Source organism: Streptomyces sp. NPDC051452, from assembly GCF_044454765.1.
GTDB lineage: Bacteria > Actinomycetota > Actinomycetes > Streptomycetales > Streptomycetaceae > Streptomyces.
This window is the reverse complement of sequence record NZ_JBITEB010000006.1, coordinates 185,009-206,793: the sequence shown is the minus strand read 5'-3', so window position 1 is coordinate 206,793 and position 21,785 is coordinate 185,009. Positions and strand designations below refer to the sequence as shown.

General features: G+C 73.2%; 19 protein-coding genes. 8 read left to right on the top strand and 11 right to left on the bottom strand.

Annotated elements, in window-relative coordinates:
• Positions 1–138: 138 nt before the first annotated feature.
• Positions 139–1,284, bottom strand: a complete 1,146-nt coding sequence (locus ACIBA9_RS17685) for a winged helix DNA-binding domain-containing protein (RefSeq protein ID WP_399363903.1) — start codon at positions 1,282–1,284, stop codon at positions 139–141.
• Between the two features lie 264 nt (positions 1,285–1,548).
• Between ACIBA9_RS17685 and ACIBA9_RS17680 the strand changes: the two genes are divergently transcribed.
• The gene (locus tag ACIBA9_RS17680) at positions 1,549–2,697 is read left to right on the top strand and encodes a magnesium and cobalt transport protein CorA (RefSeq protein ID WP_399363901.1); all 1,149 of its coding nucleotides are present in this window, start codon (positions 1,549–1,551) and stop codon (positions 2,695–2,697) included.
• 45 nt (positions 2,698–2,742) lie between these two features.
• Here the strand turns inward: ACIBA9_RS17680 and ACIBA9_RS17675 are convergent, their stop codons facing one another.
• On the bottom strand, positions 2,743–3,384 hold the full coding sequence (locus tag ACIBA9_RS17675; RefSeq protein WP_399363899.1) for a phosphoribosyltransferase: 642 nt from the start codon (positions 3,382–3,384) through the stop codon (positions 2,743–2,745).
• Between the two features lie 127 nt (positions 3,385–3,511).
• Between ACIBA9_RS17675 and ACIBA9_RS17670 the strand changes: the two genes are divergently transcribed.
• Together ACIBA9_RS17670 and ACIBA9_RS17665 are read left to right on the top strand one after the other, a co-directional pair.
• The gene (locus ACIBA9_RS17670; RefSeq protein WP_399363897.1) at positions 3,512–4,330 is read left to right on the top strand and encodes a polysaccharide deacetylase family protein; all 819 of its coding nucleotides are present in this window, start codon (positions 3,512–3,514) and stop codon (positions 4,328–4,330) included.
• Between the two features lie 137 nt (positions 4,331–4,467).
• On the top strand, positions 4,468–4,908 hold the full coding sequence (locus ACIBA9_RS17665; protein WP_399363895.1) for an SRPBCC family protein: 441 nt from the start codon (positions 4,468–4,470) through the stop codon (positions 4,906–4,908).
• Positions 4,909–4,969: 61 nt separating this feature from the next.
• Here ACIBA9_RS17665 and ACIBA9_RS17660 read toward each other — a convergent pair whose 3' ends face one another.
• The 6 genes from ACIBA9_RS17660 to ACIBA9_RS17635 all read right to left on the bottom strand — a co-directional run bounded on the left by ACIBA9_RS17660 (position 4,970) and on the right by ACIBA9_RS17635 (position 12,412).
• Positions 4,970–5,614, bottom strand: a complete 645-nt coding sequence (locus tag ACIBA9_RS17660; protein ID WP_399363893.1) for a LysE family translocator — start codon at positions 5,612–5,614, stop codon at positions 4,970–4,972.
• 65 nt (positions 5,615–5,679) lie between these two features.
• Positions 5,680–6,831 (bottom strand): XdhC family protein, encoded by a 1,152-nt coding sequence (locus tag ACIBA9_RS17655; RefSeq protein WP_399363891.1) that lies wholly within the window; start codon positions 6,829–6,831, stop codon positions 5,680–5,682.
• Positions 6,832–6,875: 44 nt separating this feature from the next.
• Positions 6,876–8,333 carry an NCS2 family permease gene (locus tag ACIBA9_RS17650; protein ID WP_399363889.1) on the bottom strand — a complete coding sequence of 486 codons (1,458 nt, stop codon included), beginning with the start codon at positions 8,331–8,333 and terminating at the stop codon, positions 6,876–6,878.
• 209 nt (positions 8,334–8,542) lie between these two features.
• On the bottom strand, positions 8,543–10,927 hold the full coding sequence (locus ACIBA9_RS17645; protein WP_362153208.1) for a molybdopterin cofactor-binding domain-containing protein: 2,385 nt from the start codon (positions 10,925–10,927) through the stop codon (positions 8,543–8,545).
• Between the two features lies 1 nt (position 10,928).
• Positions 10,929–11,519: a (2Fe-2S)-binding protein gene (locus ACIBA9_RS17640; protein WP_399363887.1), complete on the bottom strand. Its 591-nt coding sequence runs from the start codon at positions 11,517–11,519 to the stop codon at positions 10,929–10,931.
• Complete coding sequence (locus tag ACIBA9_RS17635; RefSeq protein ID WP_399363885.1) at positions 11,519–12,412, bottom strand: FAD binding domain-containing protein; 894 nt, start codon at positions 12,410–12,412, stop codon at positions 11,519–11,521. Before ACIBA9_RS17635 ends, ACIBA9_RS17640 begins: the two co-directional genes overlap by 1 nt.
• A gap of 345 nt (positions 12,413–12,757) precedes the next feature.
• Here ACIBA9_RS17635 and ACIBA9_RS17630 point away from each other — a divergent pair, with 345 nt between their 5' ends.
• Positions 12,758–14,431 carry a PucR family transcriptional regulator gene (locus ACIBA9_RS17630; protein ID WP_399363883.1) on the top strand — a complete coding sequence of 558 codons (1,674 nt, stop codon included), beginning with the start codon at positions 12,758–12,760 and terminating at the stop codon, positions 14,429–14,431.
• A 151-nt stretch (positions 14,432–14,582) separates the two neighbouring features.
• Positions 14,583–15,356: a hypothetical protein gene (locus tag ACIBA9_RS17625; protein ID WP_362153199.1), complete on the top strand. Its 774-nt coding sequence runs from the start codon at positions 14,583–14,585 to the stop codon at positions 15,354–15,356.
• 180 nt (positions 15,357–15,536) lie between these two features.
• Here the strand turns inward: ACIBA9_RS17625 and ACIBA9_RS17620 are convergent, their stop codons facing one another.
• A complete protein-coding gene (locus tag ACIBA9_RS17620; protein WP_399363881.1) occupies positions 15,537–16,343 on the bottom strand; it encodes a GntR family transcriptional regulator in 807 nt (268 codons plus the stop codon).
• Positions 16,344–16,505: 162 nt separating this feature from the next.
• Here ACIBA9_RS17620 and ACIBA9_RS17615 point away from each other — a divergent pair, with 162 nt between their 5' ends.
• Positions 16,506–17,348 (top strand): (2Fe-2S)-binding protein, encoded by an 843-nt coding sequence (locus ACIBA9_RS17615; protein ID WP_399363879.1) that lies wholly within the window; start codon positions 16,506–16,508, stop codon positions 17,346–17,348.
• Between the two features lie 316 nt (positions 17,349–17,664).
• A complete protein-coding gene (locus ACIBA9_RS17610) occupies positions 17,665–18,705 on the top strand; it encodes a DUF2637 domain-containing protein (protein ID WP_399363877.1) in 1,041 nt (346 codons plus the stop codon).
• Between the two features lie 269 nt (positions 18,706–18,974).
• Here ACIBA9_RS17610 and ACIBA9_RS17605 read toward each other — a convergent pair whose 3' ends face one another.
• Both ACIBA9_RS17605 and ACIBA9_RS17600 read right to left on the bottom strand, forming a co-directional pair.
• A complete protein-coding gene (locus ACIBA9_RS17605; RefSeq protein WP_362153190.1) occupies positions 18,975–19,448 on the bottom strand; it encodes an ATP-binding protein in 474 nt (157 codons plus the stop codon).
• A gap of 306 nt (positions 19,449–19,754) precedes the next feature.
• Positions 19,755–20,240, bottom strand: a complete 486-nt coding sequence (locus tag ACIBA9_RS17600) for a hypothetical protein (RefSeq protein WP_399363875.1) — start codon at positions 20,238–20,240, stop codon at positions 19,755–19,757.
• Positions 20,241–20,421: 181 nt separating this feature from the next.
• Here ACIBA9_RS17600 and ACIBA9_RS17595 point away from each other — a divergent pair, with 181 nt between their 5' ends.
• Positions 20,422–21,783 carry a helix-turn-helix domain-containing protein gene (locus ACIBA9_RS17595; protein WP_399363873.1) on the top strand — a complete coding sequence of 454 codons (1,362 nt, stop codon included), beginning with the start codon at positions 20,422–20,424 and terminating at the stop codon, positions 21,781–21,783.
• The last annotated feature ends 2 nt before the right edge of the window (positions 21,784–21,785 follow it).

Genomic DNA, 21,785 nt, shown 5'->3' with positions numbered 1-21,785 from the left:
CGGTCGCACCAGATGGTGTGGCTGTGCCCCGCCTTTTAACACCTGGCCCCCTTGCTGCCCCCCCCCTCGTCGCGGGTTTGTGGCGGGGGGGGGGGGGCGCCCCCCCCCGCGCGCCCCCCCACGCCTCCCTATCCACGTTCACCCCTGGTCGCCGGGGGTGTTGTGCCGGGCGGCGGCCGCGAACCGGATGTCGTGGGCCGCCTCCGGCCGCAGGACGCGCAGCATCCGCTGCCCCTCCTCGGCCACCTCCTCCCGCTGAGCCCCGGTCAGCTTCCCGAAGGGCTCGATCACGAGGGTGGCGCCGTCGAGCCGCCACAGGCCGGCCAGAAAGCCGTCGACCAGGAGCGTCCGGTGGGCCTGGTTGCCCTGGCGGTTGCGGCCCCGGTGGGCGGCCGGCACCACGCGGGTGCGGTCGGCGTGGGCCAGCAGGAGGTTGTCGTACTCGGGCAGGAAGCGGGGCGGGGCCGGGGTGGCCGGGTCGGGGCGCGGGGCGTCGGGCAGGTCGAAGAGCTCGGTCCCGCGCGGGTCCCGGAAGGTGAGGAGTTCCGGACGCAGCCGCTCGAAGGTGTCCCGCAGACGGGTGAGTCCGGCCCAGGTCTGCATGTCCCGCACGGAGGCGGGGCCGAAGGCGGCGAGGTAGCGCCGGACGACGGACTCCGGCGCGGGGGCCGGCCCGGCGGGGCGGCCCAGCCAGTGTTCGGCGGTGGTGAGGGCGACCTGGCCGCTCACGCCCCACATTCCGCGCGGGGTGACCTGGACGAGCGGCAGCAGGCAGCGGGCGGCGACGGCGAGCGCCTGCGGATCGGCCGCCGGCCACTCGGCGCCGAGGGTCCGCCGCAGCTGGGCCATGGTCCGGGGCTCGGTCTCGACCAGTTCGCGGCCGAGTGCGGCCAGCCGGTCCAGGTCGACGCCGGTCAGGCCGGCGCGGAAGGCCGCGAGTTCCCGGGTGCGGGCCGGCTGGACGAACGTGCGCAGCGCGAGGCAGTCGTCGGCGGTGTGGGTGTGCAGGGTGGAGCGCAGGGTGACGATCCGGGCGACCTCGCGGCCGGCCATGAGCGTGGACAGCCGCTCGGGCGCGAATCCGTCCAGCCGTGCGGCGAGGGCGTGGTACGGCGGCTCGACGTTCTGCGCCTGGAGACCGAGCAGATGGCGTACGGCGTCCAGGGCGGACCTCTCGGAACGGCGCAGCAGGAGCTGCCGGTCGAGGGTGGCGCGGTTCAGGGCGCGGGCGTCCAGGACGGGAGCGCTCGCCGCGCCGCGCTTGCGCACGCTGCTGTTCGTCATACCGGCATACTGCCCTGGAAAGCGGCCAGATCCTGTCCGCTTTCCGGACCCCGACTCACCCTTGACTTGCCCTGACCTGCCCCTGACTTGCCCTGACCTGACTTGAGCCCCCCCCTGCCCCCCTGACCCGCCCCTGACCCGCACACCGGCCCCGACACGGCTCCGCGCTCTCCGGTCAGGTGCCGATCGGTCGGCCGCGGATATCCTTCTCCCACGCCCGCTGAGTGATCACGACCGCACACAGGTTCGACGGAGAGGCAGGCGATGTCCGAGCGATCAGGTGGCAGGAACGGCGGGCGCAGGTCGGTCTGGCGCCGTGCGCTCACCCCGCCCCACTCCCCCGCCTCCGCCTCGCCCGTACCCACCGCGGCCGAGGCGGAGCCCGCCGAGCCGGCGAGCGTCGTCCAGGCGGTGCTCTACCGCGACGGGGTCCGCGTCTCCTCCCCCGCCACGCTCGCCGAGACCTACCGCGCGCTGCGCGAACAGGCCCCGGGCATGGCCTGGATCGGTCTCGCCCGCCCCACGGGGGCCGAACTGCAGTCGCTGGCCGCCGAATTCGACCTGCATCCGCTGGCGGTCGAGGACGCGATGGAGGCCCATCAGCGACCCAAGCTGGAGCGGTACGGCGACACGCTGTTCGTCGTGCTGCGCGCCGCCCGCTATCTCGACGCCCCGGAGGAGGTCGAGTTCGCGGAGCTGCACGTCTTCGTAGGCCCAGACTTCGTCCTGACGGTCCGGCACGGCGCGGCACCCGACCTGTCGGCGGTCCGCCGCCGCATGGAGGACGCCCCCGAGCTGCTGGCCCTCGGCCCGGAGGCGGTCCTGTACGCGATCCTGGACGCGGTGGTCGACGGCTACGCCCCGGTGGTCTCCGGCGTCCAGATCGACATCGACGAGATCGAGACCGAGGTGTTCCGCGGCGACCCCGAGGTCTCCCGCCGGATCTACGAACTCTCCCGCGAGATGGTCGAGTTCCAGCGCGCCACCCGGCCACTCGTCGGCATGCTGCACGGGTTGATGGCCGGCTTCGCCAAGTACGAGACGGACGAGGAGCTCCAGCGCTATCTGCGGGACGTGGCCGACCATGTCACGCACACCAGCGAACGCGTCGACGGCTTCCGCCAGGCCCTCACCGAGATCCTCACGGTCAACGCCACCCTCGTCACCCAGCAGCAGAACGCGGAGATGCGGGCCCTGGCCGAGGCGGGTTTCGAACAGAACGAGGAGATCAAGAAGATCTCGTCCTGGGCGGCGATCCTGTTCGCGCCGACGCTGGTGGGGACGATCTACGGGATGAACTTCGAGCACATGCCCGAGCTCCGGTGGGCGGCGGGCTACCCGTTCGCGATCCTGCTGATGGCAGTGGTCTGCGTGAGCCTGTACGTCATCTTCAAAAAGCGCGACTGGCTGTAGCGGACGTCCGCGGCCCGAGCGGGAACATCGCGCGGGTGACGGAGGTCAGCGGTCCCGCAGGGCCGCCAGCACCTGGTCGTCGTCGAGTTGCTCGAAATCCTCGTACCACTGGCCGACGGCGGTGAAGTCCGCCGGGCGGTGCGGGCACAGGACGATGTCCGCCTCGGCGGCGAGCAGGTCCAGGGCGCCGGGGGCGCCGACGGGCACGGCGAGGACCAGACGTGCGGGGCGCCGGCGCCGGACGTGACGCAGGGCCGCTCGGGCGGTCGCGCCGGTGGCCAGCCCGTCGTCCACCACGATCACCGAGCGGCCCGCCGGCTCCGGGGCCGGCCGCTCGCCGCGGTAGCGCTCCTCGCGGCGGCGCAGCTCCCGCCGCTCGCGTTCCACCGCCGGGGCGAGGGAGGCCTCGGTCAGGCCCAGCCGGTCCAGGGTGTCCGGGTCGAAGAGGGGCGGGTCGTCCGCGGCCAGCGCGCCGACGGCGAACTCCTGGTGGTGCGGGGCGCCGATCTTACGGACGATCAGGACGTCGAGCGGGACGCCGAGGGCGCGGGCGATCGGTTCGGCGACGGCGACACCGCCGCGGGGCAGGGCGAGGACGAGGGGGTCGGCGAGGTCGCCGCGCGCGTGCGCGTCGCTCAGCAGTCCGGCGAGTTCCCGTCCGGCTTCGGCGCGGTCCCGGAAGCGCATGCTCGTCCTCCTCCGCGGAGCCCCTCCTCCCATGGTGCTACAGCCCGAGGGACCGAGGAGCGGGGATCGAGGCGCGGGGAACCGAGGATCGAACATACGATCTATACACTAAGTGTATAGTCCCGGCATGCCTCTTTCGATCGACAAGATCCCGACGCCGAAGCACGCGACGGGAAAGACGCGCGGACGGCGCCGCAGGTTGCGTCCCACCGCGCTCCTCTCGGCGGTGGCCTGCGCGGTGCTGACCCTGGCCGGCTGCGCCCAGGTCGACACGACCTCGCCGAGCACCGCGCGCGCCGAGGCGGCACACGGGGCACCGGCGGGATTCGGGACCGTCGACTGCCGCAAGGCCAAGTGCATCGCGCTCACCTTCGACGCGGGGCCCAGCGAGAACTCGGCGCGCCTGCTCGACATCCTCAAGGAGAAGAAGGTGCCGGCCACCTTCTTCCTGCTGGGCAAGCGGCACATCGAGAAGTACCCGGAGCTGGTCAAGCGGATGGCGGCCGAGGGTCACGAGGTCGCGAGCCACACCTGGGACCACAAGATCCTCACCCGGATATCCGACGCGCAGATACGTGAGGAGCTGAAGCGCCCCGACGACGCGATCGAGCGGCTCACCGGGCGCAAGCCCATCCTGATGCGTCCGCCGCAGGGCCGTACGGACGCCAACGTGCACGAGATCTCCAAGGAGCTGGGCCTGGCGGAGGTGCTGTGGAGCGTGACCGCCAAGGACTACGCGACCACCGACTCCGCCCTCATCACCAAGCGGGTCCTCGACCAGGCCTCCCGGGACGGGATCATCCTGCTGCACGACCTGTACGCCGGGACCGTGCCCGCCGTCCCCGGCATCATCGACGCCCTGAAGGAGCGCGGCTACGTCTTCGTGACCGTCCCTCAGCTGCTCGCGCCCGGCAAGCCCGAGCCCGGCAAGGTGTACCGGCCCTGACCTCGTCGGTCGGATCGGCCCGGGGGGCGGGGTGGGTCGCGCCCCGGCGGGGCCATCCGGCCGTACGGGTGGGGCGGGGCCGGGCGAACGGCGGGTGACCGACGCCCAAGGCCCACGCCGGTGCCTACGATCGTGCCGTGCCCACATTCTGCCTCGAACGCACGGTCCCGCTCCCCCTCGACGAGGCGTGGCGCCGGCTCACCCTGTGGCCCCGGCACGCCGGTGCGGTGCCGCTGACCCGGATCAGGGTCCTCACGCCCGGGCCGACCCGGGACGGCAGCCGTTTCGTGGCCCGCTCGGGCGTCGGTCCGCTGACCGTGGACGACGTCATGGAGGTGACGGTCTGGCATCCGCCCACCGGTGACGAGCCCGGTCTGTGCCGGCTGGAGAAGCGCGGCCGGGTGGTCCTCGGCTGGGCGGAGATCGAGGTCCGGCCGGGGCCCGACGGCGGTAGCCGGGTGGTGTGGCGGGAGGAACTGCGCGTCCGCTTCCTGCCCCGCGCCTTCGACGGCGTCCTTCAGGTGGCGTCCCGCGCGATGTTCGGCCGCGCGGCCGACCGGTTGCTCGAACGGCCCTGAGACCCGGCGCCCGGGTGGCCGCCCCCGGCAGTGGGCTCTTCCCGGTGGTGTCCGGCGGTGTTCAGTCGCTCCGGCCGGTCGCGGCGACGGTCACGCCCAGGCCGATCATCGTCAGGCCACCCACCCCGCCGACCGCGGCGAGCCGCCGCGGGGAGCGTGCGAACCACTCCCTGGCGCCGGAGGCGACGAGCCCCCACACGCTGTCCGAGGCCACCGCGATGACGTTGAAGACCAGCCCGAGCAGCAGCATCTGCGCCGGCACCTGCCCCCGGCCCGGGTCCACGAACTGGGGCAGCACGGCGGCGAAGAACACGATCGTCTTGGGGTTGGCCACCCCGACCGCGAACCCCTCGCCCAGGGTGCGCAGACCGCCGTGGGCCGGGCCGCCATCCGGCTGCGCGAACGCGTCCCGGAGCGAGCCGCGCCGCCGCCAGGCCCGGACGCCGAGGTACACGAGGTAGGCGGCCCCCACCAGTTTCAGGGCGGTGAAGACGAGGACCGAGCGCTCCACGATCGATCCGACGCCGAGCGCGACGGCCACGACGAGTACGTAGGCGCCGAGGGTGTTGCCGACGACCGTGGTCAGCGCGGCCCGGCGGCCGTGCGCCAGCGCCCGGCCGATCACGAACAGCACGCTGGGGCCGGGCACCACGATGAGCAGGAACGACAGCGCCGCGAACGCGGCCAGCCGGTCGGAGGACACCATGGGCCCATGCAAGCACGGGAGGCGGGCCACCCGGCAAGCGGATTTCCCGTGGCACGCCCGTCGGCTCAGGCCACGGAGCCGATCCGTCCGGCAGGCCGGGACGTCGCGTCGTGGTGGATGGGGGTGTGCGCGCCGGTCAGGGCGCGCCCGCTGCCGCCGCGCCGGTTCGCGACGATCTCCGCGCCGATGGACAGCGCGGTCTCCTCGGGCGTCCGGGCACCGAGGTCGAGGCCGATCGGGGAGCGCAGCCGGGCCAGTTCCAGTTCGGTGAGGCCGACGTCGCGCAGTCGTTCGTTGCGATCGAGGTGGGTGCGGCGGGAGCCCATCGCGCCGACGTAGCCGACCGGCAGCCGCAGGGCCAGTTCGAGCAGCGGTACGTCGAACTTGGCGTCGTGGGTGAGTACGCACAGCACGGTACGGCCGTCGACCTCGGTGCGCTTCAGGTACTTGTGGGGCCACTCGACGACGATCTCGTCGGCGTCCGGGAAGCGGGTGCGGGTGGCGAACACGGGGCGGGCGTCGCACACGGTGACGTGGTAGCCGAGGAACTTGCCGACGCGGACCAGGGCCGAGGCGAAGTCGATCGCGCCGAAGACGATCATGCGGGGCGCGGGGACGGAGGACTCGACCAGCACGGTGAGCGGGGCCCCGCAGCGCGAACCCTGTTCGCCGATCTCCAGGGTGCCGGTGCGGCCCGCGTCGAGGAAGGCGGCGGCCTCGGCGGCGAGCGTGCGGTCCAGTTCGGGATGGGCGCCGAATCCGCCGAGGGAGGAGCCGTCGGAGCGGACCAGGAGGGCCCGGCCCCGCAGCTCGGCCGGGCCGTCCACGATCCGCGTGACCGCCGCCGCCTCCCCACGCGCGGCGGCGGCCAGCGCCGCCGCGAACACCGGCCGGGCGGGACCGTCCGCCCGGACCGGTGTGACGAGGATGTCGATGACGCCGCCGCAGGTCAGGCCGACGGCGAAGGCATCCTCGTCGCTGTACCCGAAGCGTTCCGACACGGTCTCGCCGTCCTGGAGCGCCTGCCGGCACAGCTCGTACACGGCGCCCTCCACGCATCCACCGGAGACCGAGCCGACGGCCGTGCCGTCGGCGTCCACCGCGAGGGCGGCGCCGGGCCCGCGCGGGGCGCTGCCGCCGACGGCCACCACGGTGGCGACGGCGAAGTCACGGCCCTGCTCGACCCACCGGTCGAGCTCCTCGGCGATGTCCAGCATCTCTCGCTCTCCTAACGGGGTTGCGGGGGGAGGCTCCGGGCGGGCTAGTGAACGCCCAGCCAGCCTTCGATGGGATGAAGGGCGAAGTAGACGAGGAAGACGACCGTCAGACCCCACATGAAGGCGCCGATCTCACGGGCCTTGCCCTGGCCGGTCTTGATGGCGGTGTAGGAGATGACTCCCGCGGCGACGCCGGAGGTGATGGTGTACGTGAAGGGCATCAGCACGACCGTCAGGAAGACCGGGATGGCGGTCGCGCGGTCGGCCCAGTCCACGTGCCGGGCGTTCATCAGCATCATGGCGCCGATGACGACCAGGGCGGCGGAGGCGACCTCCTGCGGGACGATCGCGGTGACCGGGGTGAAGAACAGACAGGCGGCGAAGAACAGGCCGGTGACGACCGAGGCGAGGCCGGTGCGGGCGCCCTCGCCGACGCCGGTGGCCGACTCGATGAACACCGTCTGGCCGGAGCCGCCCGCCACACCGCCGATCGCGCCGCCGGCGCCGTCGATGAACAGCGCCTTGGACAGGCCCGGCATGCGACCCTTGTCGTCGGCCAGGTTGGCCTCGGTGCCGACGCCGATGATGGTGGCCATCGCGTCGAAGAAGCCGGCCAGGACGAGCGTGAAGACGATCATGCCGATCGTCATCGCGCCGACCTTGCCCCAGCCGCCGAACTCCACGTGCCCGAAGAGCGAGAAGTCGGGCATGGAGACCGCGGTGCCGTGCAGTTGGGGGGCGCCGTTGGCCCACTGCTCGGGGGCGATGACGCCGAGGCCGTTGAGGACCGCGGCGACGACCGTGCCCGACACGATGCCGATCAGGATGGCGCCGGGGACGTTCCGGGCCTGCAGCATGAAGATCAGCAGCAGGGTGCCGGCGAAGAGCAGCACCGGCCAGCCGGCGAGTTCACCGACGGGGCCGAGGCTGAGCGGGGTGGCCTTGCCCTGGTGCACGAAGCCCGACTTGTAGAAGCCGATGAGGGCGATGAACAGGCCGATGCCCATGGTGATGCCGTGCTTGAGTGCGAGCGGGATCGCGTTCATGATCATCTCGCGCAGGCCGGTGACGACCAGCAGCATGATGACCACGCCGTACATCACACACATGCCCATGGCCTGCGGCCACGTCATGTTCGGGGCGACCTGCGAGGACAGCACGCCCGAGACGGACAGGCCGGCGGCGAGCGCCAGCGGGACCTTGCCGACGAAGCCCATCAGCAGCGTGGTGAAGGCCGCCGCGAACGCGGTCGCGGTGATCAGCGCCTTCTGGCCGAGCGTGTCCCCCGCCGCGTCCTTGCCGGACAGGATGAGGGGGTTGAGGAGGAGGATGTACGCCATCGCCATGAAGGTGGTGATGCCGCCGCGCACCTCACGCGCGACCGTGGATCCTCTTCTGGATATGTGGAAGTACCGGTCGAGCCAGGACCGCCCGGCGGGGACGCGACTGCCGTCTCCCGCGTCGTCTGCCGCGGTTCTGGGCTCCACTGACTGCTGGGTCATGGGCCATCTCCCAAGGTTCACAGGGGCACCCGTCCAACCGCTCCTGCGGCCACGGGATTTGGGAATGGACGACCCGGGGGACGGCCCGAGACGTACGAGTTTTCCGGGTACTTCAAGGACCGCGAGCGGTGCGGAACTCAAAGGGGTTCCCCCGGGCGGCGCGGCGGAGTGTGTGACGTTCCCTGCGCCGCCCGGAGAGCTGTGAGGTGTTACGCGGTCCCCGTGAGGTGCTCGGGCCGTACCGGAGTGCGGTTGAGCTCCAGCCCGGTCGCGTTCCGGATCGCCGCGAGGACGGCCGGGGTGGACGACAGGGTCGGGGCTTCGCCGATACCGCGCAGCCCGTAGGGAGCGTGGTCGTCGGCGAGTTCGAGGACGTCGACCGGGATGGTCGGCGTGTCGAGGATGGTCGGGATCAGGTAGTCGGTGAAGGAGGGGTTCCTGACCTTCGCCGTCTTGGGGTCGACGATGATCTCCTCCATCACCGCGACGCCCAGGCCCTGGGTGGTGCCGCCCTGGATCTGGCCGACCACGGAGAGCGGGTTGAGCGCCTTGCCGACGTCCTGGGCGCAGGCCAGTTCGATGACCTTGACCAGGCCGAGTTCGGTGTCGACCTCGACGACCGCGCGGTGTGCGGCGAAGGAGTACTGGACGTGTCCGTTGCCCTGGCCGGTGCGCAGGTCGAAGGCCTCGGTCGGCCGGTGCCGCCACTCCGCCTCGATCTCGACGTTCTCGCCCTCGAGGACGTCGACCAGGTCGCCGAGGACCTCGCCGCCGTCGGTGACGACCTTGCCGCCCTCCAGCAGGAGTTCGGCGGTCGCCCAGGCGGGGTGGTAGGTGCCGAACTTGCGGCGCCCGATCTCCAGGACCTTCTCGCGGACGAGTTCGCAGGTGTGCTTGACGGCACCGCCGGTGACGTAGGTCTGCCGGGAGGCGGAGGTCGAGCCGGCCGAGCCGACCTGGGTGTCGGCGGGGTGGATGGTCACCTGGGTGACACCCAGCTCCGTGCGGGCGATCTGGGCGTGCACGGTGACACCGCCCTGGCCGACCTCCGCCATCGCGGTGTGCACGGTCGCGACCGGCTCGCCGTTGATGACGTCCATGCGCACCTTGGCGGTGGAGTAGTCGTCGAAGCCCTCGGAGAAGCCGACGTTCTTCAGGCCGACCGCGTACCCGACCCCGCGTACGACGCCCTCGCCGTGCGTGGTGTTGGACAGACCGCCGGGCAGCTGCCGAACGTCGGCGCCCTCGCTGGACTCCCACTGGCGCTCGGGGGGCAGCGGCATCGCCTTGACGCGGCGCAGCAGTTCGGCGACCGGGGCCGGGGAGTCGACCGGCTGCCCGGTCGGCATGATCGTGCCCTGCTCCATCGCGTTCAGCTGCCGGAACTCCACCGGGTCCATGCCCAGTTCCTTGGCGAGCTTGTCCATCTGCGCCTCGTAGGCGAAGCACGCCTGGACCGCGCCGAAACCGCGCATGGCGCCGCAGGGGGGGTTGTTGGTGTAGAGGGCGACGGCCTCGATGTCGACGTCGTCGATGACGTAAGGGCCGACGGCGAGCGAGGAGGCGTTGCCGACCACGGCCGGGGAGGCGGAGGCGTAGGCGCCGCCGTCCAGGACGATGCGGCACTTCATGTGCGTGAGCTTGCCGTCCCTGGTCGCCCCGTGCTCGTAGTAGAGCTTGGCCGGGTGGCGGTGGACGTGCCCGAAGAAGGACTCGAACCGGTTGTAGACGATCTTCACCGGCTTGCCGGTGCGCAGCGCGAGCAGGCAGGCGTGGATCTGCATCGACAGGTCCTCGCGGCCGCCGAACGCGCCGCCGACACCGGACAGCGTCATGCGCACCTTGTCCTCGGGCAGGCCGAGGACGGGCGCGATCTGGCGCAGGTCGGAGTGGAGCCACTGGGTGGCGATGTAGAGGTGGACGCCACCGTCCTCCTCGGGCACGGCGAGGCCGGACTCGGGGCCGAGGAAGGCCTGGTCCTGCATGCCGAAGGTGTACTCGCCCTCGACGATCACGTCCGCGCGGGCGCGGGCGGCCGCCGCGTCACCGCGGATGATCGGCTGGCGGTGGACGATGTTGGGGTGCGGGACATGGCCCGCGTGGTGGTCGTCGCGGCCCTCGTGGATGAGGATCGCGTCCGGTGCGGTCGCGGAGGCCTCGTCGGTGACGACGGGCAGTTCCCGGTACTCGACCTTGATCTTGGCGGCGGCGCGGCGGGCCGTCTCGGGGTGGTCGGCGGCGACGATCGCGACCGGCTCGCCGTGGTGGCGTACCTTGCCGTGCGCGAGGACCGGGGTGTCCTGGATCTCCAGGCCGTAGTTCTTCACCGCGGTGGGCAGGTCGTCGTAGGTGAGGACCGCGTAGACGCCGGGCGTGGCCAGGGCCTCGCCGGTGTCGATCGACACGATCTCGGCGTGGGCGACCGTGGAGCGCAGGATCTGGCCCCACAGCATGTCCTCGTGCCACATGTCGGAGGAGTACGCGAACTCGCCGGTGACCTTCAGGGTGCCGTCGGGGCGGAGCGTGGACTCCCCGATGCCGCCCTTGGTCTGGGAGCCCTGGGTGATTTTGGTGGGAGCGCCGGTGGTGGGCATCTCAGACCGCCTCTCCCTGCCGGGCGGCCGCCAGGCGGACCGCGTCCATGATCTTCTCGTAGCCCGTGCAGCGGCACAGGTTGCCCGACAGCGCCTCGCGGATGTCCGCGTCGGTCGGGTTGGGGTTGTGCTCCAGCATCTCGTCGGCGGCGACCAGCAGTCCGGGGGTGCAGAAGCCGCACTGCACGGCGCCGGCGTCGATGAACGCCTGCTGGATCGCGGACAGCTCTGTGCCCTCGCCGGTCTGCGAGTCGGTGCCCTTGGCCTGCCAGCCCTTGGCCTCGTCCAGCGACGTGCCCTTGGCAGCGCAGGCGCCGGTGGCGCAGCCGCCCTCGGCGCGCTGCCTGGCGAAGTCGGCGAGGCCCTCGACGGTCACGACCTCGCGGCCCTCGACCTGGCCCGCCGCGACCAGGCAGGAGCACACCGGCACACCGTCCAGGCGGACCGTGCAGGAACCGCATTCGCCCTGCTCACAGGCGTTCTTCGAGCCCGGCAGGCCCAGGCGCTCACGCAGGACGTACAGCAGGGACTCGCCCTCCCACACGTCGTCGGCCTCCTGCGGACGACCGTTCACAGTGAAGTTGACGCGCATTACGCAGCTCCCTCGGATGCGCGGCGGCTACCGCGGTAGGACTCCCAGGTCCAGGTGAGCGTCCGGCGGGCCATGACGCCGACCGCGTGGCCGCGGTAGCTGGCGGTGCCCCGGACGTCGTCGATGGGGTTGCAGGCGCCGGAGCACAGGTCCGCGAACTGCTTGGCCACCGACGGGGTGATGATCCGTCCGTTGTCCCAGAAGCCGCCCTCGTCGAGGGCCGCGTTCAGGAAGTCCTCGGCGGCCTTGGCGCGCACCGGGGTCGGGGCGGCCGAGCCGATGCCGGTGCGGACGGTACGGGTCTCGGGGTGGAGGGCGAGACCGAAGGCGCACACGGCGATGACCATGGCGTTGCGGGTGCCGACCTTCGAGTACTGCTGCGGGCCGTCCGCCTTCTTCACGTGGACGGCGCGGATCAGCTCGTCGGGCTGGAGCGCGTTGCGCTTGACGCCGGTGTAGAACTCGTCGATCGGGATCAGCCGGGTGCCGCGGGCCGCCGACTCCGCCTCCACCTCGGCGCCGGCGGCGAGGAGGGCGGGGTGGGCGTCACCGGCGGGCGAGGCCGTGCCGAGGTTGCCGCCGACACCGCCGCGGTTGCGGATCTGCGGGGAGGCGACCGTGTGCGAGGCGAGCGCGAGGCCCGGCAGCTCGGCACGGAGGTGCTCCATGATGCGGGTGTACGGGACGGAGGCGCCCAGCCGTACGGCGTCCTCGCGGACCTCCCACTCGGTGAGGTCGCCGATGCGGTTGAGGTCGAGCAGGTACTCGGGCCGGCGGTGGTCGAAGTTGATCTCGACCATCACGTCGGTGCCACCCGCAATCGGCACAGCGGTGGGGTGCTCGGCTTTCGCGGCGAGCGCCTCCTCCCAGCTGGCGGGGCGAAGGAAGTCCATGACCGGCTCTCTTCTTCTTCGTCTCGTGAGTCGTGCAGATTGAGCCAATCCGTGTGCGGCGGGCCCGGCTCGTTCATGTGCTGTTAACGCTGAGTGGACTCAGTACACCGCTCGGTACTCCGGCGGGGTCAGTCACCGAAACCATGAAGGAGTTCGCTGGCCAGCGTGAGCATCTTGTAGATTCGTATGAACGGGGGTCGCAGGTGACCTCTCCGTTTTCCTGGGGAAACACGGGAAACAGCACGCGAACCCCGCACTGCGCCCCGTACGACCGGTTCCGGGTGGCTCCCCCGTCACCCTCCTAGATCCATCGTAGGTTTCGAGACAAAGAACGGCGGCGACGAGATGCGGCTGCGCGCACTGCTGGACACCGACGCGCTGGGGCTGCGGCTGCTCGGCGGCGAGGACGAGCTGGACCGCGCGGTACGCGGTGTCATGACCACCGACCTGCGTGACCCGAGCCGCTACCTCTCCGGCGGCGAGCTGGTCCTCACCGGCCTGGCCTGGCGCCGGGACGCCGACGACTCCGAGCCCTTCGTGCGCACCCTGGTGCAGGCGGGCGTGGCGGCCGTCGCGGCCGGCGAGGCCGAGCTGGGCGATGTGCCGGAGGACCTGGTGCTGGCCTGCGCGCGGCACCGGCTGCCGCTGTTCGCGGTGCACGAGTCGGTGGCCTTCGCGACGATCACCGAGCACGTCGTACGGCAGGTCTCCGGCGAGCGGGCCGGGGATCTGGCGGCCGTGGTGGACCGGCACCGCAGGATGATGACCTCGGGCCCGGCGGGCGGCGGCCCGGACGTGGTGCTGGACCTGCTCGGCTCCGACCTGGACCTGCGCGCCTGGGTGCTGTCCCCGACCGGCCGTCTGATAGCGGGGTCGAAGACCACGGGCCCGGCGCTGCCCGCCGAGATCTGCGCGAAGCTCGCCGCCGAGCACCTGGCGGCCGCCCGCACCGGCCGGCGCGGCCCGCACCGCGTCCTGCTGGGCGGTACGACGTACTCGCTCTTCCCGGTGCGTTCCTCCGGCCGCTCCCCGCAGGCCTCCCGTGACGTGCGCGAGACGGTCCTGTCGGACTGGCTGCTGGCCGTCGAGGCGGACGCCGGGGACTGGCCCGAGGAGCGCCTGGACCTCCTCCAGGGCGTCACCCAGCTGATCTCGGTCGAGCGGGACCGCCGGGAGGCGGCCCGCACGGTGCGGCGCCGGCTCGCCCAGGAGGTGCTGGAGCTGGTCCAGACGGGTGCCGCGCCCGCCGAGATCGCGGCCCGGCTGCGGGTGGCCGCGCCGGTCCTGCTGCCCGGCCTCGGGGCGGCCCCGCACTGGCAGGTCGTCGTCGCCCGCGTGGAGTGGGAGGGCGAGGAGGTCCAGGGCGGTCCGGTCGCCCAGTCCCTGCTGGAGGAGGTGCTGGTCGATCCGCTGGCTACCGGCCCCGAGCCGTCCGACCGGATCGCGGTCGCGCACACCGGCGACGAGGCGATCGCCCTGGTTCCGCTGCCCGCCGTCGCCGCCGAGCACGACGGCTCGGAGACCGGCCTGCTGGCCGATTCGCTGCTGCGGTCGGTGCGCGAGCCGCTCTCCGCGGGCCTGAACGACGACGGTCGGCTCACCCTCGGCGTCAGCGCGGCCGTGCACTCGGCGGAGGGGCTGCGCGGGGCCCTGGAGGAGGCCCGGCACGCCCGCCGGGTCGCCGCGGCCCGCCCCGGCCGGGTCTGCGCAGCCGGCCACCAGGAGCTGGCCTCGCACGTCCTGCTGCTGCCGTTCGTCCCCGACGACGTCCGCCGCGCCTTCACGGCACGCCTGCTGGACCCGCTGACCGACTACGACCGCCGCCACCGGGCCGAGCTGATCCCGACCCTGGAGGCGTTCCTCGACTGCGACGGCTCCTGGACGCGCTGCGCCACCCGCCTACACCTGCACGTCAACACGCTGCGCTACCGGGTCGGGCGGATCGAGCAGTTGACGGGACGGGATCTTTCCCGGCTCGAGGACAAGCTCGACTTCTTCCTCGCGCTGCGCATGAGCTGAGGTCAGCGGGGCGCGAGGCGGTCGAACCCGGCCACGCCCTCGCGCCACCACTTTGTGAAATCTTTCACCCGCCCCCTTGGCCCGGCCCCGTGATTGGTGCTGGAATGCCGCCACCACTCAACAGCTCGATGGCGTGCTCGGGGAGGGCAACGTGGCGCACTCCGCCATGTCTGGTAACGGAACGACCGCCGGTGACGATCCGCTCCAGACCGCGGTATGGCGGTTGCGCTCGCGGGCCTGCTGGGCCGACGCGGCGGCCCTGCTGCCGCCCGACACCCCGGTGACGGCGTTGCAGCGGGCCGCTCTGCTGGTCGAGCGGTGTCTGTACACCGAGCGCGGGTGGGCGGAGGCGGAGGACGCCCTGCGCACGGCGGAGGCGCTCGCGCACAGCGACGAGGAGCGGGGCGCCGCGGCCTGCGAACGCGGTCAACTCGCCTACGCCGCGACGCTGCACGGGGTGCGCGACCGGGCCGACGAGGCGCGGGCCGCGCTCGGCCGGGCGGCGGCGCTGATCCCTCCGGGGGCGGCCGGGCGGGCCCTGCTGGACTTCCGCAGGGGACTGCTCGCGGAGAACCTCACCCGCTCCCCGCAGGCGGCTCGAGCGGCCTACCGACGGGCGCACGCCGGCGCCGCCTCCCGCGCCGACCAGCTGCTGCTGTCCTTCACCTGGCGGCACCTGGCCGGACTCGCCCTGCGCGAAGGGGAGTTGACCGAGGCCCGGCACGGTTTCGCCGAGTCCCTGCGGATCCGGGAGGAGTTGGGCTACCTGGTGGGCACCGCCCCCGCGCTGGCCTCCCTGGCCGACGCCGAGTCCGAACCGGAGGCGTCCCGACTGCGCGAGGAGGCCGGCCGCCTCTTCCGGCTCCTCGGCGGCGTACCGACCTGGCTGGCCGGCCAACTGACCCCCGGCGCGGCAACGGCGTAGCCCCCGGCCAGCCCACGGCCCGCTCCGAGGGGGCAGGGGAACCGCGCGACCAGCCCCCGTGCCACGGCCACCGAACGACGCACGACCACCACCCAAGGGGCGCGGGGAACCGCGCGACCAGCCCCCGTAGGCCCGCCGCCCGACGAGCGGGCCCCCCGGCCCCGCCCAAAGCAACCCCGCTCAGCTCGCGCCGGCGAAGTGCTCCCCCACCAGCCCCCGCACGACATCGAGGTCACGCGCGATCAACGCCTCAAGCAGCGCCGCGTGTTCCGCCGCGTCCGCGACGAGGTCGGCCCGCCCGTGCCGCACGGGACCACCGACCAGCGGCCACTGCGAGCGCCGGTGCAGGTCCTCGGCGATACGGACCAGCTCCTCGTTGCCCGAGAGGGCGAGCAGCGCCCCGTGGAAGGCGCGGTCGGACTCGGCGTAGACGGCCGGACAGCCGGAGGCGGCCGCGCGTGCCGTCTCCTCGGCTAGCGGACGCAGTTCGGCCCAGCGTTGCGCGGGCACGGTCCGGGCGAGCCGCAGCATCACCGGCACCTCGATCAACGCCCGTACCTCCGCCAGTTCCGCGAGCTGGCGCGCCCCTCGCTCGACCACCCGGAAGCCCCGGTTGGGCACGACCTCGACGGCGCCCTCCAGGGCGAGCTGCTGCATGGCCTCCCGGACGGGCGTCGCCGAGACCCCGAAGCGTTCGCCGAGGACCGGCGCCGAGTACACCGCGCCCGGCTTCAGCTCCCCGGCCACCAGCGCGGCGCGCAACGCGCCCAGGATCTGCCCGCGCACCGACGACCGCTGCACCGACGGCCGCCGCTCCGGCGACGGCCGCGCCCCGGGCCGCGGCCCGGGGACGGGCGGTTCGGCGTGGGTGTGCTCGCCCCGTACGGCGTGCGGCGCGGTGTCCCGCTCACGGATGCCCGCCAGGGGGTCCGCCGGGCCGGCCTGCGGTGCCCCCGCACCGGCGGAGCCCTGCACGCCCTGCTTCACGGGTCCTCCTGGCGGCTTGTCGGTACTTGGGGTCATTAACGACGTGTTGTCGCTTGTCCGTCAAGCACCTTAGGGGTACCGGGTGGCAGTTCAAACTCCGCACAGGCCAGGTAAGGTTAGGCTTACCTGGCCCGCCCGTGACCGAGGAACGGTGGTTCCGCCATGCCCGCTGCGGCCCCGCCGCTCACCGCCGCGTATACCCGCCTCACCGAGGCGTGTGCCGGGTTCCTCGCCGTACAGCTCCTGGACCCCGCGCAGCCGCTGCCGCGCGGTGGGAACTGGGTCGGCGCCGCCGGGCTCGCGGAGGGCGGCGCCGAACTCGACGCGTTCCTCGCCTGGGACGACGCCCAGATCCTGCGGGACCACGGTCACCCCGCCCGCCCGGACGTCGTCGCCGGCTTCGGCCTGCACCGCTACGCCTGGCCGGCCTGCCTGATGATCACCGTTCCGTGGTTCCTGCACCGCCGGGTCCCCCGGCTGCCTGTGACCGAAGTCTCCTACGACCGGGCGGCCGGCCGCATCGCGATACGCCCCCGTTCCTTCGCCTGTCTGCCGGACGACCCCGCGGCCACGCTGCCCGGCGCCGTCGTCGTACCCGACGAGGAGGCGCTGCGGGCCGAGGTGCGCGCGGCCGTCGCCGAGCACCTGGACCCCGTGCTCGCCGCCTTCGGACCCCGCATGCGGCGGCGCGGGCGGGCCCTGTGGGGCATGGCGACCGACGAGATGGTGGAGGGGCTCTGGTACGTCGCCGGTCTGCTCGGCGCCACGGAGGAGGCGCGGGCCGTACAGGAGCTGGAGCGGCTGCTGCCGGGCGCGACCCGGCCCTACGTCGGCTCCGCCGCGTTCCGGGTGCTGACCGGGCCGGACGGCGAGCCGCTGCCCACCCGGGACCGGGCCAGCTGCTGCATGTTCTACACCGTGCGGCCCGCGGACACCTGTGCCACCTGCCCGCGCACCTGCGACAGCGACCGGATCGCCAAACTGACTACCACAGCTGCCGCTTGAGGCATCGTCAGGCACGGAGCACACCCCCGCGTCCACTAGGATCACGGCGATCAGGCCACCCGCTCGCGGACCGAGCCTCGGACCGGTGATGCACCACTTCCTCATCCACCGCAGGAACTTTCCGGGGAACCACTCGTACGGGTAGTCTTATTCGAACTCAACTCCCGCCCCTCACGCGGCAGTTCGAGCAGAACGCCGTCCTTGGGCATCCCCTTGCACCTTATTGGCGGCCTCTTGCCCCGAAACCCCCTGAGGGACGTCGGGTGTGGGCCACTATGGCGGGCGTTACGCCCTATCCCAATGCAAGGGACCCCTGATGAGATTGACCGACATATCGCTGAACTGGCTGCTTCCGGGCGCCGTGCTGCTCCTGGGCATGCTGGCGGCGGTGGCGGTGCTCGCGCGCGGAAAGCGCTCCTCCGGGGAGATCGCGGGCTCGGACGACTCCTGGGAGCGCAGCGAGGAACGCCGCAGGCGCAAGGAGGCCGTCTACGGCACGGCCTCCTACGTACTGCTGTTCTGCTGCGCGGCGGTGGCGGCCGCCCTGTCCTTCCACGGGCTCGTCGGCTTCGGCGAACAGAACCTGGGGCTGACCGACGGCTGGCAGTACCTGGTGCCGTTCGGCCTGGACGGCGCGGCGATGTTCTGCTCTGTGCTCGCCGTGCGCGAGGCCAGCCACGGCGACGCGGCGCTCGGCTCCCGGATACTGGTGTGGATGTTCGCCGCGGCCGCGGCCTGGTTCAACTGGGTGCACGCTCCCCGGGGCGTGGGACACGACGGCGCCCCGCAGTTCTTCTCCGGCATGTCCCTGTCGGCGGCGGTCCTGTTCGACCGCGCGCTGAAGCAGACCCGCCGGGCCGCGCTGCGCGAGCAGGGTCTGGTGCCGCGTCCGCTGCCGCAGATCCGCATCGTGCGCTGGATGCGGGCCCCCCGTGAGACCTACCGCGCCTGGTCGCTGATGCTCCTGGAGAACGTCCGCAGCCTGGACGAGGCGGTCGAGGAGGTCCGCGAGGACAAGCGGCAGAAGGAGGAGACCCGGCAGCGGCGGCGCGACCAGCAGCGCGTGGAGCGCGCCCAGCTGAAGGCCATCAGCCGGGGCCACCGCGGCTTCGCCGGCCGGGCCGGCCGGGAGGTGGAGGTGCAGGCGGTCGAACGCGGGTCCGCCGCGGCCACCGCGGAGCCTGCCATATCGACCGCGGAGCAACTGCCCGTACGCGCCCGGCCCTCCCTGCAGCCGGTCCGCAGCGGATCCGAACCGCTGACCGTCGACCTCACCGCCGAGGACGACACGATGGCCCTGCCGCGCCTGGACTCCCTGGAGCGCAAGCTGAAGGACCTGGAGCAGCAGTTCGGCTGACCGACCGGTGACCCGGGGACCCGGGTCGGCGCCGGACACCACGGGGCGGGGGGGGGGGGGCCCGGGGCCCCCCCCCCCCCCCCCCCCCCCCCCCCCCCCCGGGGGCCCCCCCCCCCCCCCCCCCCCCCGCCCCCCGCCCCCCCCCCCGGCCCGGGGGCCCCCGGGGGGGCCCCCCCCCCCGGGGGGGGGGGGGGGCCCCCCGGGCCCCCCCCCCCGCCCCGGTCGCAGCCCGCCGCCCGGGTGGCCCGCCGCCGCTCCCGCCGCGCTCCTCAGGCCGCCTCGGCGCCGAGCACGAACCACACCGACTTGCCCACCCCGTGCGGCCGCACCCCCCAGGCGTCCGCGAGCGAGCGCACCAGCATCAGACCCCGGCCGTGGGTGTCGTCGTCGGTCACCGGGACGCGCACCTCGGGTCTGCGGGTGACGAAGTCCCGTACCTCCACCCGCAGTCCGCCGGGTTCCACCACCGCCGTCAGAACGGCGTCGTCGTCGGTGTGGACGAGCGCGTTGGTGACCAGTTCGCTGGTGAGCAGTTCGGCTATCTCCGAGCGGCCCGGCTTGCCCCAGTGCCGCAGCAGTTCCCGCAACTCCCGGCGGGCCTCCGGCACCGCCCTGAGATCGGCGCGGCCCAGCGTGCGCCGGAGCCGGTGCCCCTGTTCGGTGATGGTGTCGGTCTCTTCCCCCGTCTTCGCCGAAGAGGCCCCGATGACCCCGGGACCGCCCCCTCGTGCCTGCCTCTTCATGACCCCCGCCCGCACGCCGCCGGTCCCTGCCCCTCCTGGTCGAACACGTTCACGGAGGATGCTTGCCCAACGAGCTCACGGGCAGTCATGGCGTATGCCCGATGACCGGCGGTTCGGCCACCGTGGCGGGACGCCGCACCGGGTCCGGAGGCCCGCGGCCCCCCGTACCGCGGGCTCCCGGACCGGCGCTGGGCGTCACTGACGCCCCGTGACGGCCGCGCGCCCGCGCCCGGCACGGGCGGTCGGCATGTCGTCACGCGTCGTGAAACTGGCCGAAATGCTTCCCCTGACGGGGGGTTGGGACGGTTACTTGACGCCGACGCCCTTCGTTCCGATGTGGAAGATTTTGTGGCTGCCGCGGGCCATGTCGACGACGAGCTTCGTCGTCTTGCCGCCGCCCCAGGTCAGCGTGATGCGGGCTTCGGTGTGCTCGGCGGTGCCGTTGTCCGTGACGGCCCAGGCGACCGGGACGTTCTGGGCGCGCAGCACACCGTCGGCGTGATTGTGGTCCTCCCAGGCCTTCAGCTCCTTCAGATAGGCCGCGTCGATGTAGTTCGCGCGGAGTTCCCTGGCGAGCCGGCCCCCATGGTCCGGGTCGCTCTGGGCGTCGACGTACGCGCCGTAGAAGTCGGCGATCCGGGTGATCGGGTCCGACGGCTTTCCGCTGATCGTCCGCGGTCCGCCGGCGGTGGCCTGCGCGGCGGCGCCGAGTCCGAGGGAGAGGGCGAGTACGGCGGTGAGGGCGGCGCGGCGGCGCGTACGGGCGGAGCTGTGCCCGGTCTCGCTGGTCATGTGTGGTTCCCCGTTTCCGGTGAGTGCGGTCGGTCGTGCCCCATGAGCATCGGCAGTCCCGGCCGGCGCCCGCAACGATCCGGGGCCCTGGAACCATCCCACCCCTTTTGACGTGCAGATACAGGGAGTGCCTGGGATACGCGTCCCGGGTGGGACGGTCACCAGGCGAGAAGGGGGAGGCGTGTCGGCCGAGGAGGTTCGGCGGGACCATGACGGGAGCGTCGAGGAGTTCGCCGCGCGCTTGCGGGAGTTGAAGACCCGTACGGGGCGCAGCTACGGCTCGCTGGCCCGGCGGGTGGGGATGAACACCTCGACCCTGCACCGCTACTGCGCGGGCGAGGCGGTACCGCAGGACTTCGCCCCCGTGGAGCGCCTCGCCGCGTTCTGCGGTGCCACGCGGGAGGAACGGCTGGACCTCCATCGCCGGTGGTTGCACGCCCTGACGGCCCGGCAACGGCCCCGCGGGTCGGGCGAGCAGACCACGGACGGGCGGCCACCCCGCGCGACGGAACCGGCGGCCACCGCCCCCGAGCCCCCGGCAGGGCGGCCGACACCCGGCCCGCCGGACACCGGCCCGCTCCACCGGCCCCCGCCCGTCTCAGCCGCCTCGGCGAGGGCTCCTTGGTTCCGGGGGCGGAGGCGTGTGGTCGGCGCGGTGGCGGCCGTGCTGGTGATGGCGCTGGGCGCGGGGTGGGCGGTCCGGGCCTTTGAGGGGTCCCCGCCCGGCCCTGCGGCGCGGCGGTCCGTCGTGGCCGGTGCGCGGACCCCGGCCGGACATCCGAGCCCCCGCACACCCTCCCGGTCCTCGTCGCCCTCGCCTTCGCCCTCGTCCTCGCCCTCGGGCGGCCCCGGAGCCTCCGCTCCCCCGGCCGGCCCTTCCCCCACCACCGCCACCACCCGCACCACCGGCTCGCCCGCCGTCCCGCTCACCTGGACCGCCGACTCCCAGGTGTGGGAGCTGGGCTGCGACCACGACTACGTCATCGCCAAGGAACCGGCCGACGTGCCGCCGCCGCCCGCGCCGCAGGACGCCGGTGGCTGGGCGGCGACGCAGGGCGCGGTGCACGGGCACGACACCGAGGTACGGATCTCCGTGCAGGGCCGGTCCGGCACCGCCGTCGTCCTGGAGGCGCTGCGGGTGCGCGTCGTCGGCCGTACGGCACCCTTGCGGGGCAACGCCTATTCCATGGCCCAGGGGTGCGGCGGCGACATGAGCCCGCGCCACTTCACCGTCGACCTCGACAAGGACCGCCCGATCGCCCGCCCGGCCCCCGCCTCGGCCGAGGGCACCCGCGGGCCCGTCGTCCCCCTGCCCTACCGGGTCTCCGCGAAGGACCCGGAGGTGCTGCTGGTCATGGCGAGCACCGACGGCTGCGACTGCCGCTGGTACCTCGAACTGGACTGGTCCTCCGAGGGCCGCTCGGGAACCGTCCGCGTCGACGACCACGGCCGGCCCTTCCGGACCAGCGCCATCAAGGGCCTGCCGCACTACTGGTACGGCTCCGAGGGCGGCGAGCGCCGCTGGGTGCCGCTGGCCGACTGAGT